The following is a 12822-nucleotide window of genomic DNA, read 5'->3' on the forward strand; positions in this document are numbered from 1 at the left end:
CCATGAGTCTACCAGTGAGGCGCGAACGCTCGTTCGGCATCATCGGCGGCCTGTCGCCCATCGCGGATGCGGATCTGCTCTCGAAGCTGATCGAGGCGACCGAGCGCCATGCCGACGCGGGTCAGTTCGAGATCGTGTTCGAACAACGGCCGTTCATCCGCAGCGACGGGCCGAGCGCCGCCAACACGGCCCGCATGCTGTACATCTTCAACAGGATCGACAGCTTCAAGGCGCGAGGTATCGGCACGGTGGTGCTGCCGTGCTTTCTGAGTCATACCTTCATGGAGGAGCTCAAGGAAAATTCGCCGCTGCCCATCGCCGACATGATCGAAGTGCTGCGGCTTCACGTGCGTAGCACCTTTCCGCAACGACGGCGCATCGGCGTGCTGACTTCCGCGCCGTTGCGCGACGCCGCTTTGTTTGAACGTTACTTCGCTCAGGATGAATTCCAGCTGCTGTATGCACGCCCGCGTGACGGCCTGGATCTGGTCACCGAGGCCGTGTACGGCAGGAACGGCATCAAGAGCGGCAGTCGCAGCGGCTATTCGATCGAACTGCTGCGCGATGCTTGCGCGGATCTGATTTCGCAGGGCGCGGAGTTACTGCTACCTGGCGTGACCGAGCTGGCGCTGGTCGCGAGCGAGCTGTCGCAAATGACGGCGCCATTGCTCGATCCGCATCGTGTTTATGCCCAACATCTGGTTGCCGATCCCGCAACCGGGATCGAGCGGCCGTTCAAGCTCGGAGTGGTGGGCGGCGTGGGGCCGGCGGCGACCGTGGACTTCCTCGACAAGGTCGTGCGCAACACGCCGGCCCAGCGAGATCAGGATCATCTGCGGCTGCTGGTCGAGCAGAATCCGCAGATCCCCGATCGCACCGAGCATCTGGTCGGCGACGGCATGGACCCCACGCTGGCGCTGTATGCGACTTGCAAGAAGCTGCAGGCCGGCGAGGCGGATCTCATTGCGATTCCATGCAACACCGCGCACGCGTTCGTCGAAGCCATTCAATCCGAGCTCGACATTCCCATCATGAACATGCTCACCGTGACGGTGAAGCACATCAGGGAATTGTTTCCAAAGCTGCGCAAGGTGGGGTTGCTGGCGACCAGCGGCACCGTGTCGAGCGGCGTTTACCGGCGGGCGCTGGAGGATCACGGCTTCCAGGAGGTCGTGCCGTCGGCGCCGCTGCAGGCGCGGGTGATGAACGCGATCTATGGCCCGCAAGGCGTGAAAGCCGGCTTCACTAGCGGCGCGAGCGTAGCGGATGTCGATGCCGCCATCGACGAGCTCGCTGCTCAAGGCGTGGAAGTCATCGTGCTCGGCTGCACCGAGCTGCCATTGTTGCTGTCCGAACCGGAGCGTGTCACGGCGAGCGGCCATCGGGTCACGCTGGTCGACCCGACCGACATTCTTGCCCGGCGCTGCGTGTCCGCCGCGATGATGTGGTCGAGGCGCTGATGACTTCCAAACGACTCACCACCTTCATCGTCGCAGGCCTCGTGGTCGGCGTGGTGCTCGGCTATATCGTGCACGTCGGCGTGCCGGCGACAACCGCCGACAAATTCGCCGACGGCATCGGGCTGCTGCCGTTCGCGTTTCTGCGGCTCATCAAGATGATCATCGCGCCGCTGGTGTTCTCCACCCTGGTGGTCGGCATCGCCAAGATGGGTGACATCGCAACCGTGGGCCGAGTGGGCAGCAAGGCGCTCGCGTGGTTTGTCGGCGCTTCGCTGATCTCGTTGGTGCTCGGCCTCATTATCGTGCAGCTTTTCGAGCCGGGCAGGGCATTGAACCTGCCGTTGCCCAACGACGGGGCAAGCTCGGGCCTCCAGGCCAGCGGCATGACGCTGAAAAATTTCATCGAGCACACGCTGCCGACCAGCGCCATCGACGCCATGGCGCGCAATGAAATCCTGCAGATCGTGGTGTTTTCGCTGTTTTTTGGCACGGCGATGGCGGCCTTGGGCGAGCGCAGCCGGGTGCTGGTCGAGGCCTTGGACGCGTTGGCCCAAATCATGCTGAAGGTTACCGGTTACGTGATGGTGTTCGCGCCGCTGGCTGTGCTCGGCGCGCTGGCCAGCACGGTGGCGAAAGAGGGTTTGGGCATCATTGGCGTCTACGGTTTGTTCATCGGCGAGTTCTATCTGGGCCTCGCCGTGCTGTGGGGAATTTTGATTGCGCTCGGCGTGGCCTTCGTCGGCCCGGGCGTACTGAGTCTGGTGCGAGGCATTCGCGGGCCGGTGCTGCTCGCTTTCTCCACCGCGAGCTCCGAGGCCGCCTATCCGCGCACGCTCGAAGAGCTCGAACGTTTCGGTTGCAGCAACCGCGTCGCGAGCTTCGTGTTGCCGATCGGCTACTCGTTCAATCTCGACGGCTCGATGATGTATTGCACGTTCGCGATCATGTTCATCGCGCAGGCGTACGGCATCGAGGTGAGCATCGCACAGCAGGTGACCATGGTCGCGGTGCTGATGCTCACATCGAAGGGCATCGCCGGCGTGCCACGCGCCTCGCTCGTCGTCGTTGCCGCCTCGCTCACTCAATTCAATCTGCCGGAAGCGGGCATGTTGCTGCTGCTGGGCATCGATCACTTCCTCGACATGGGCCGCTCGGCCACCAACGTGGTCGGCAACAGCATCGCAACGGCCGCGGTTTCCAAATGGGAAGGCGAGCTGCATTCGCCGGCGCGGGCCGGCGAAGCCTCGGTCGATGCCGAACTCGATGGGGATGTGAGACGAAGCAATGCGTAGCGAACGAGTCAGTCACGTGCACGTCGAAACCAGACAGCAGAGCGGAGCGCAATGGTCGAGCCGGGTCGCCGGCGAGATCGGCAAGGCGGTGCTCGGCCAGCTCACCATCATCGAGCGCCTGCAGATCGCGCTGCTGACCGGCGGCCACGTGCTGCTCGAAGGCATGCCGGGCCTCGCCAAGACGCTGCTGGTGAAATCGCTGTCGCAGGCTCTCGGCATGCAGTTCGAACGCATCCAGTTCACGCCCGACCTGCTGCCCTCCGACATCGTCGGCACCATGGTTTATTCGCCTGGCGACGGTCGTTTCTCGCCGCATCGTGGACCGATCTTCGCCAACCTGGTGCTCGCGGATGAGATCAATCGCGCGCCGGCCAAGGTGCAGAGTGCGTTGCTCGAAGCGATGCAGGAGCGGCAAGTGACGCTGGGCGGCGTGACCTATCCGCTGCCGAGTCCGTTCCTGGTGATGGCCACGCAGAATCCGGTCGAGCAGGAAGGCACGTATCCGTTGCCCGAGGCGCAGCTCGATCGTTTCCTGTTCAAGCTGCTGCTCGACTATCCGAGCGAGCTGGAAGAATTGCAGATGGTGCAGCGCTGGGGCTCTGTCACATCGCATCCCGAGTTGCTCGCGGTGTCGAGCGGCGATGAGTTGCTACGCCTGCGTGAAGAGGTCGATCGCATCCACGTCGCCGAGTCCGTGCAGGGATATGTCGTCAAGCTGGTGCGTGCGACTCGCGCCATCGCTGCGGGCTCGCAGAAGACGCTCTCATATGGCGCATCGCCCCGCGCCTGTCTTGGCCTGTTCCAGGCGAGCAAGGCGTTGGCCTGGTTGCGTGATACCGGTTATGTGACGCCGGCCTTGGTGCAGGAAGTGTTCGCGGATGTGATGCGACATCGAGTCGGCTTGACGTATGAGGCCGAGTCGCGTGGCCTCACCGCCGATCGCATTCTCAGAGATATTCTCGATCAGACGGCGGTGCCGGAGAGCGCAGCGCGCGGAGCCTGAGATGTCGGCGCCCAATCCAGCCAACTCCGGCGCCGCGATGCCCGCCGCGCCAACCGCGCTGCTCCAACGCCTCGAGTGGCGAGCGCGGCATGCCGTGAACACCACGGTCAGCGGCGAGTATCGCTCCGCGTTTCGTGGCCGCGGCATGGAGTTCGATCAAGTCGTCAAATATGAGTGGGGCGACGACCCGCGCGACATCGACTGGAATGTCACCGCTCGTCTCGGCGAGCCGTATCGCAAGCGCTTCGTCGAAGAGCGCGATCTCACCATCACGTTCATTTTCGAGGACTCGCCGGCATTGCAGTTCGGCTCCGAAGGTCGCACGCGCCGCGAGACTCTGCTCAAGACCGCTGCGTTGCTGATGATGATCAGCGCGATCAATCGCGATCGGGTTGCTTTGGTGTATAGCTCACCGGGGCAGTCATGGTTCCAGCGCGCGCAACCGGGCCGCAAAGGCATCATGCGGATCGCGGCCATGTTGCTCGGCCAGCCCGCGCCGTCGCTGGACGGCCCGGTTAACTGCTCGCTGCCCTGGCCGTTCGTCAAGAAAAGCGCTTCTCGCGGCAGTGTGTTGCTGTGGTTCGGTCCATTCGCACCGCGTGACATGCCCGAGTTGTGGCGTGAGCTGCAGCAGCGGCATCAAGCGGTCGGCGTGCGGGCGGACGACCCATGGGACCAGGACCTGCCGCGTAACGCCAGGCTCTCGGCGTACGATCCACTGGCCGGCCGCTTGACTCTGCTGAACACCGCATCGAGCGCCGAGCGCGCGGCGCATGCCGCCTGGCGCGAGCGACGCGACGATTATTTCCTGGAGATGTTTCCTCGCAGCGACGATCGAATGATCGTCAGCAATGTGGACGATCCGCTGCAAAGCCTGGTCGCGTGGTTCCATCGTCACAGGCAGCGGACGTGAACATCTCCAGCGCCACTTTCCAGGATCCGCTCTGGTTGCTACTGCTCTTGCTGCTGCCGGCGATTGCCTGGCTGCGCCGGCGACGCAGTGTGTCCGCGCTGGTCGTGCCCGGCGCGCACGAGTGGCATTCCCCAGGCGCCACGTCATCGGCGCTCTGGCCGTTGGTCTGTGTGTATGTCGGCATCGCCTTGCTGGTGATTGGCCTGGCGCGCCCGCAGGTGCTCGTGCCCATGGACGATCATCAGCGACGCGGCTACGACTTCATGATCGCGATCGATCTGTCCACCAGCATGTACGCGGAAGATTTCCAGCGCGGCGCCGCCACGGTCAATCGGTTGCAGGCGGTCAAACCGATCATTTCCGCGTTCATCAACGAGCGGCCCGACGATCGTATCGGCATCGTCGTGTTTGGCGGGCGCGCCTACACTTTTGCGCCGCTGACGTTCGATCACGAGTGGCTGCGCAAACAGAGCGCGCGGCTGTCCATCGGCCTGATTGAAGACGGCACCGCGATTGGCGATGCGATCGGAGTGGCCATGCGCCGCCTTCGCGAGGGCAGGGCGGACGGGCAACCGCGACAGGGCTCTTTCATCGTGCTGCTGACCGATGGTTCGAGCAACAAGGGCTCGCTCGATCCGCGACAGGCTGCGGGACTGGCGAGCGACGAAGGCGTCGCGATCTACACGATCGGCGCGGGCGCCGAAGGCCTGGTGCCCACGCCGGTCTTCGACTACGCGGGCAAACGCATCGGCACCGAGATGCGGGAGTCGGAGATCGACTCGCTGTTGTTGCGCGATGTCGCCGACAGTACTGGCGGATTGTTTTTTCGCGCCACCGACGCCAATGCGGTCCGCGACGCTTTTGCGCGCATCGACGAAGCGCAAAAGGTCGAATTCGCGGCGTCGCCGCCACTCATCAGTCGCGAGTTGTTCCATGTCTTTGCTCTCATCGGCGTGGCGCTGCTGGCGCTCGCGTCGTATGAGGCGCATTTCCGCTCCGCGCGCGAGCAGGGCGTGACATGAGCATCGATCCTTGGCTTTCCACCACAACCACTCATACAGGAATCGAACCATGAAGATTTCGAGACGCGAGGTCCTGGCAGGCCTCGGTTTGGGATCGGCCGCCGCCGCGCTGCCTCTGGCCGCAGGGGCTCAGTCCGCCGCGCGCTCCAACGCGGCCACTCGCAAGATCCGCATTGCATGCATGCACTTCTCGCACGAGACGGTGACGTTCCTGCCGTATGACACCACCACCGAAGATTTCATCTACGAAGGCTCGCCGGCGCGTGGCGAAGCCTTGCTGTCCGCTTCGCCGGAAGGCTACATGGGCGGCTTCGTCAAAGTCGCGCGCGAGCATGCCAACGTCGAGCTGGTGGGCATCGAGTCGCCGCTGGGCTCGAAAAAAGGTTCGGGCTCCGGCTGGATCACCAAGCAAGCGTTCGAGCATTTTACCGAGCGCATGATTGCCGATCTCAAGGCGCAGGGCCCGTTCGACGGCGCTTACCTGTCGCTACACGGTGCGATGGGCGTGCGCGACGTGGCCAAGCCCGAAGCGACGCTGGCGCGTCGCGTTCGTGAAGTCATCGGACCGAAAGGTTTCATCGCCGGCACCTTCGATCCGCACGGCAACGAGGATGACGAGTTCCTGCGCTATGCGAATCTCGCGTTCTGTATCAAGTACTATCCGCACTACGACGGCGCCTTGCAGGGCGAGCGCGCCGCTCGCACGTTGATCCGCTGCATTCGGGGCGACTACAAGCCGACGACGGCGACCGCGAAGCCGCCCATCATCACGCCCTCGGTGTTGCAGTGGACCGGCCAGTCGCCGTGGATGGATCTGGTCCAGCGCGCACTGGTTTGGGAAGCGCGCGAGACCGATGTGTATGTGAGTTTCTACTACGGATTTGCTTTCATGGACGCGGCCGATGCCGGCATGACGTTCCAGGTCATGACCAACGGCAATCCGGAACTGGCGAAGCACATCGCCGACGACATGGCGCAGACTGCCTGGCGCCTGCGCGACGATCTGGTTCACGGCACCAAGGTCTACCGCCACAAGGAGGGCGTGACGCTCGCGAAACAAGCAATGCAGAAGGGCTCGGTGCCCATCGTGCTCGCAGACCACAGCGATCGTACCGGCGCCGCCACGTGGCTGCTCAGTCAGATCATCGAACAAAAGCTCAGCAACACGCTCATCGGCACCATCGCCGACGAAGACGCGATCAACGCGCTGCGCAAGAAGGGCGTGAAGGTCGGCGATGCCTTCGACATGGAAATCGGCGGCAAGCTCGACGTCTCCGCCGGCAAGCCGGTGCGCGTGGTCGGCAAGGTGCATACAGTGAGCGGCGGACTGAGCCGGGGCAGCAGCCAGGCTGGCGGCTCGCAGCTGTGGGTCAGCGTGAAGTTCGGCGACAACAACGTGGTCGTGATCAGCCCGTACCTGAGCCAGATCGTACAGCCGCAGTCGTTCACCCAGCTCGGCATCGATCCGAATCAGTTCAAGGCCTTCGCCATCAAATCACGCGTGCACTTCCGCCGCGGCTTCTACGATAGCGGCTATGCCAAGACCATCCTGCTGGTCGAGCCCGACGAGCCGTTCGTCGGCACGGTGCGCCTGGAGGCGTTGAACTATAAGTATCTCAAGCTGGATAAGTTCTATCCGTATGGCAAGAACGTGGTTTATCCGCTGCCGATGACTTGAGTCGTAGTTGTAAGGTGCCGCGGTGGATCTCACCGCGGCACGTCGACTGGAGTTACTACCGGTCGGCGTAGAGCGGCATCAGAGCATGGCCGCGAACCCAGCCGGATATTTCCCGGTCCGCGTCGATTTTGCGCCAGCCAAGAAAGTCGTGCCCGGCGACGACCACCGCGCCGGCCGACAGCGGGGATGTTTCTTCCGTCGGCACCAGATCGGTGGGCACGGGACTCACATTCGCATTCTCCACGAGAATCGCTGCTCGAGCATGACCGAAGGCGCCGTACGCATGCCAGCTCGCAACCGATGTCAGCAGCACGATCGCTCCCAGGGCGGCAACGCTACGGCCGATCCACAGTACTGGCAGTCTCGACCGTGCAGGCTGCTTGGCTGGCGAGTACCAGACAAAAATCAGAGCGCACGCTGCCGCGACCGTGACGATCGCGGCGATGAGCGCCAGGCGCTGCCAGCCAGCGGGCGAAAGCAGGGTTGGAGTGCGCTCATACCATGCTCCGGACAACAACTGACGCAAATTTCTGTCGACGGTTTCGGTCTCTCCGAGCGCGGCGAGCAGCGTCTCGCGAGTATCCGAACCGATTGGATGCTGGATGAACGCCGCGGCTGCGTGGGCAATCGCCGAGCTCAGCTCGCCCTGCTGAGTTTGGAAAGCGGCCAGATTGCGATGCGCGGCCCAATCGTTCCAATTCGAAGCCAAAGCTGCTCGTGCGTCGTCAGCTGCCTGCGGAGAGAGCTCGTCCGGCGGCGGAGCGTCGGGCGCCGCTTCCGCAGCGGGAGGCGAGGACCACGGCACGTCGGCCAGCGATTGCGAGCCAGACATTACAATGACGAGCAGAGCGCCAGCGACCGACGGCAACCAATGCGCGAGACGGTTGGGAAACAAACGTTCCCGCTTCGGCATCTCCAAGCTGGCCGCCAGGCTTCTCGCACGTTGCACCCAATCTCGCGTCGGTTGCGCGTCGGGTGCGTACAGTCCGTGCTCCGTCGCTTGCCACAGCTCGCGCCAGCGGTCACTGACGATAGGATCGCCGCCGCTCAACGTATGTGCCGCTCGAGAGACTTCACCTACGCACGGCGCCGAGGTGCGAATGTCCCAAGAGCGAGCGGTAACGCGCAGCCAGGCCTGCAGGTGTCCTGGACGAGGCGGCGTGCTCGAGCGTTGCAAAGCATCCAGTAACCTTCGCATTTCCTTGATACCCGCGCGCCGAATGCGATTGGGGCACTCGAGCAGGGCGCGTCGCCACGCGAGCCCGAACCAGAGCAGCGCGGGAACGAGGAACGCGAGCGCGATAAACCACGAAGGATTGAGCGACCACGGTGTCGCGCCGATCTCGCCTAGAGGTAACGATTGCATGGTGACTCCCTTACCAGTCGAATCGATTTGGATCTGCCTGGGACTCCTCGGGCGCCAGCAACTGATGCAGGCGCCCGGGCGAATCGCGCCGCGCGGCTTCATCCAGATTCTTGCGAGTGAGCGCGAGGATCGGATCTTCAGCGTCGTCACCGCCGCTCGATCGAGCGGGTCTGACGGCGGCGGCGCGGGCGTTCTTCGGTGGATTCGGCTTGTTTCTCCGCTGCGGCTCAGTCTCGCTGTCCGCGGTCAAGTCGCCCAACGCGGCGTCCGTTTTGGCCGAGGCGCCTTCGCCGAACGAATCGTTCGCCGATTGTTGACTGCTGTCGCCGGTGACGATGGGCCGTTCGTTCTCTTCGTCCATGATGGCGTCGGGCGCCTGTGACTTGTCGTCGGTGGCTTCCGACGGCGGCGCTTCGAGCATGGCGGTGAGCTGACCGCGGTAGTAGGACCAGTCCGCAATCGACGTATCGAGCTGCTCGCCTTGTTGCGTGGCCTCGATGGCATCTTGAATCACACCTTCTGCCACTGCAGTGCCGGTGCGTTGCGCGTCGATTCCGTAGCGAATCGATGCTTCGACCATCAAGCGCAGATCGAATGCGTCGTAGCCAAACTCCGCAAGGTGTTCGGTGATGGCGCGCAGACGCTCGGCCGGATTGCTGTCGAACACCTCCTGCACTTGAAACTCCGCTTCGGAGTCGAAGTGCGCTCCGGCGGGCGGCGAGGAGCTGAGCGCCAGGATGAGAGCAACACCAGCCGCGAGGCGAGTGGGCGGATCGGATGTCTGTTCGGTCGGGGTCTTATCGTCGCGGCGGATTTCACGCGGCTTGATCCGCTGCTGAAACTCGCTCAACAAGCTAATGCAGCCAAACAAGATCGCTGGCAGCAGGAACCACTGGAACCGTTCGATGCCGGCGCTGCCAGCCGCGTTGGCGACTCGGCCCTTGCGACCGGTTTCGACGGTTTGCGTGAGCATTGCTTTGACATCGTCGCTGTCCGCGAGCGCGGCGCCATCGAAGTATTTGCCGCCGGTTCGGCGCGCCAGGGCTTCCAAGGTCGCAGGCATGAGCTTGGAATGCACGGCATCGCCGTTTGCATCGGCGAGATATCCGCCGTTCTGCAAGTCCGGAACGAAAGCGCCCTTGGGAGTGCCCAGGCCGACGGCCACGACATGGATCTCCCGCTCGGCCATCCGTCCGAGCCGCTGCTCCCAACCTTCGGTGCTGCTCTCGCCGTCGCTCAGCACGATGAGATAGCGATCGCGGTCGGCGGTGTCGCTGAAGCCTTCAAGGGCCGCGTCGAGCATCTTCGAATAATCCGATCCGCCCCGCGGCAAGTAGTCGGTGTCGAGGCTGGGCATGAATTCGCGGATGATCCGATAGTCGGGGCCGAGCGGGACTTGCACGAACGCAGTGCCCGCGAACACCACGAGCCCGACGCTCTCGCCTTGCAGACTGTCGAGCATGTGTTCGGTAACCAGCTTGGCGTGGTCGAGTCGAGAGGGGGCGATGTCTTCAGCGAGCATGCTGCGCGACAGGTCGATGGCGATGATGACTTCGCGGGTATGGCTGTACGACTGCGAGGTATCCTCGCCCCACTGCGGACGCGCGATCGCGATCAGGGCAAACGCGATGGCGAGCATCACGAACATCGTCACGTGCATTTTTTCGGGCGCCGCGGGTCGGATCCGATTGCCGGAAATCGCGATCCGTCGCATCGCTGGCCAGCGTAGTAGCGATCCCGGTTGGGCCATCCGGCGCAGCAGGATGAATCCAACGGCCGGAAACACCAGCGCCAGCAGCACCCAAGGGTTTCCCCAGCTCATCGTCTGCAACCTCTCACAACGCGCGTTGCCACAGCCAGAACATGGCGCACGCCGCAGCCGCGGACGAGCCGCCATACAACACGCCGGTCCGATAGAAGCGAGTCTTGCGGAGCAGGTAGGCGAGGGGCAGGAACACGGCGACGATCGCCAGTTGCCCGAGCTCCACGCCCAGGTTGAAGCCCAGCAGCGTGCGCCACACCGGTTCGCCTTCGGCATCGACTTCGCTCAACACATTGGCGAAGCCGAAGCCGTGCAATAGCCCGAAGGCGAATGCGATCCACACTCCGCTCGCTCCGGCCGTGCGTGGCAGGAGATTGACCAGCGCGGCGACGATGACGGATGCGGCGATCAAGGACTCGACCAGTCGACCGGGCAGCACGATCCAGCCCAGGGCGGCGCAGCTCAGCGTGATCGAGTGCGCGACGGTGAACGCCGATACGATGGCGATGACGCGAAGGAAGGGGCCGGCGAATTCATCGGCGCCTTCACGACCGTTGGCGGTACGCCTGAGCACTGCCGGAATCAGCAGCACCAGCAGGAACAAGACGTGGTCGTAGCCGATCCAGATGTGCCAGATACCGGACCCGAGCAGCTCGGCGAACTCCGTCCTTTTTAAGTCGGCGCGCGAGAAGACAGTGGCGCCGCCCGGCGCGGCGATCGTCGCTCGTTGCGAGCCGGCGCCTCGCCAGATGACTTTCAATAGCGCGCGGTGCTCGGGCCGCAGCTCGTAGAGCAGGGTGTAATCGACATCGAGCGAGTCGACGGCATTGGCTGCGGTCGCGGAGAACTTCGACAGTATGAAGGGCTGTTGTTGTCGGGAGCCGAAGCTCAGCTGGTCAAAGCGCACACCGGGATCCTGGCCGTCGGCCAGGATGCGCAGGTTTGCTTCCAGATAGGCTTCGATGTGCTGGCGACGATCCTGGATCTCCGGCCAGGCGATGTCGCCATCGCGGTTGCTGTCCAGGGCCAGCGCCGCGTCCAGATCCACGAGCGGAACCTGCCATTCGCCGCGCACGCTTGCCTGGTCCACGTACAAAGAGAGGAACGACTCGCTCCCGGACTGCGCCTGGGCACAATCCACGTGCATCGAGGCTGCTAACAGCAGCAGGATCGCAAACCAGCGGCTCATTGCACGGCGTGCAGCCGCCGCTCTCTATTCCTTAGAAAGCTGATCGACTCCGAGGCGATGGTCTTCACCGACTGCACGAACGCCTTCTGCACGCTGTTGAGCGGACCGTCGGCGCGATACACGGCATACAAGTTGATCTTCATGATGGGTTCGACCACGCGAGTCTGCAGCTCCGCGCCCGCCGACACCGCGGTGAACGGATCGACCAGCGCCAGGCCTTCGCCGCTGCAGACGATGTCCTTGGCGATCTGATAGGTCTGCACCCAGGTGGTGATGCGCGCCGGCGGATCCAGTTGCTCCAGATACGCCTGCAACTGGCGACCGAGCTGATCGGCGCGAGTAATTCCCAGCAGCGATGAATTGGCGAGCGAGTCGATCGATATGGGTTGCAGGGCGGCGGTGCGCGACCAGGTTTCCTTGGGCGCGATGAGCACCAGCGGACCCTCGCACAGATGCTCACAGCGAATGTCCGGATGAGCGAGCTCTTGCAGGGTAATGCCGACGTCGGCTTCGCGCAGGATGATCGATTTCAGCATCTCGGGCGAATGCTGCGTGGATAGCTCCACCGAGCTCTGGCCGAGCTGCTGTCGCATGCGCGCCAGCGACTTGGGAATGATGGCGTTGGCGAGCGTCGGCGTGCTGATCGCGCGCAACGGCAGCTTTTCGGCCCGGGCGATGTTCGAGACCAGCCGTTGCAGGTCGCGCAACTCTTCGAAGATGCGCTCCATCTGTCCCTGCAATAGCCGGCCTTCGGGCGTGAGATGCCACTGACCCTTGAGGCGCACGAACAATGGAAAGCCGAGGCGACGCTCCGCCTGTTTCAGCAGCTTGGTGGCCGCGGGCTGCGAAATGTTCAGCAGCGAGGCGGCGTCGGTCAGCGTGCCCGCCTGCAGAATGGCTTGAAACATTTCGATGTAGCGCAGATGCATGACCCCCAATGGAGCAAGGTCGGCGTTCGTGTCGCGCACTGTCGATTGCATGCGTCTCCCCAGCAATGCCGTGTCGGCTGGGTAAAGTTGCAGAATTCATGCCACGCAGCAACGCCGTGGCGAGATCGTGCATCGTCACTCGCCTCATGACGGGCATCGTATTGTCACAACGCCGCGGCGTGCATGATTTTTCGACCGTGCACTAAAA

General features: G+C 63.5%; 10 protein-coding genes. 6 read left to right on the forward strand and 4 right to left on the reverse strand.

Features of this window, described 5'->3' with window-relative positions:
* The first annotated feature begins 2 nt into the window (after nt 1-2).
* Genes VGD45_RS26480 through VGD45_RS26505 form a run of 6 tightly spaced genes read left to right on the forward strand, consistent with a single transcriptional unit; the run spans nt 3 to nt 7368 of the window.
* Nucleotides 3-1460, forward strand: coding sequence for an amino acid racemase (locus VGD45_RS26480; protein WP_331158386.1), 1458 nt, complete (start codon nt 3-5; stop codon nt 1458-1460).
* A complete protein-coding gene (locus VGD45_RS26485) occupies nt 1460-2752 on the forward strand; it encodes a dicarboxylate/amino acid:cation symporter (RefSeq protein ID WP_331158387.1) in 1293 nt (430 codons plus the stop codon). The genes VGD45_RS26480 and VGD45_RS26485 overlap by 1 nt, the downstream gene beginning before the upstream one ends.
* Nucleotides 2745-3755, forward strand: a complete 1011-nt coding sequence (locus VGD45_RS26490; protein ID WP_331158388.1) for an AAA family ATPase — start codon at nt 2745-2747, stop codon at nt 3753-3755. Before VGD45_RS26485 ends, VGD45_RS26490 begins: the two co-directional genes overlap by 8 nt.
* 1 nt (nt 3756) lies before the next feature.
* Nucleotides 3757-4668 carry a DUF58 domain-containing protein gene (locus VGD45_RS26495; protein WP_331158389.1) on the forward strand — a complete coding sequence of 304 codons (912 nt, stop codon included), beginning with the start codon at nt 3757-3759 and terminating at the stop codon, nt 4666-4668.
* Entirely contained in the window at nt 4665-5690 is a 1026-nt protein-coding gene (locus tag VGD45_RS26500) for a VWA domain-containing protein (RefSeq protein WP_331158390.1), read from the forward strand. Before VGD45_RS26495 ends, VGD45_RS26500 begins: the two co-directional genes overlap by 4 nt.
* Nucleotides 5691-5739: 49 nt before the next feature.
* Nucleotides 5740-7368 (forward strand): M81 family metallopeptidase, encoded by a 1629-nt coding sequence (locus tag VGD45_RS26505; protein WP_331158391.1) that lies wholly within the window; start codon nt 5740-5742, stop codon nt 7366-7368.
* Nucleotides 7369-7423: 55 nt separating this feature from the next.
* Here VGD45_RS26505 and VGD45_RS26510 read toward each other — a convergent pair whose 3' ends face one another.
* The 4 genes from VGD45_RS26510 to VGD45_RS26525 are packed head-to-tail and all read right to left on the reverse strand — an operon-like array spanning nt 7424 to nt 12665.
* Nucleotides 7424-8734, reverse strand: coding sequence for a hypothetical protein (locus tag VGD45_RS26510; protein ID WP_331158392.1), 1311 nt, complete (start codon nt 8732-8734; stop codon nt 7424-7426).
* A 10-nt stretch (nt 8735-8744) separates the two neighbouring features.
* The gene (locus tag VGD45_RS26515; protein ID WP_331158393.1) at nt 8745-10556 is read right to left on the reverse strand and encodes a vWA domain-containing protein; all 1812 of its coding nucleotides are present in this window, start codon (nt 10554-10556) and stop codon (nt 8745-8747) included.
* Nucleotides 10557-10569: 13 nt separating this feature from the next.
* A complete protein-coding gene (locus VGD45_RS26520; protein ID WP_331158394.1) occupies nt 10570-11685 on the reverse strand; it encodes a HupE/UreJ family protein in 1116 nt (371 codons plus the stop codon).
* Complete coding sequence (locus VGD45_RS26525) at nt 11682-12665, reverse strand: LysR family transcriptional regulator (RefSeq protein WP_331158395.1); 984 nt, start codon at nt 12663-12665, stop codon at nt 11682-11684. Before VGD45_RS26525 ends, VGD45_RS26520 begins: the two co-directional genes overlap by 4 nt.
* Nucleotides 12666-12822: the final 157 nt, after the last annotated feature.

The organism is Steroidobacter sp. (assembly GCF_036402275.1).
In the GTDB taxonomy this organism is placed as follows: Bacteria; Pseudomonadota; Gammaproteobacteria; order Steroidobacterales; family Steroidobacteraceae; genus Steroidobacter.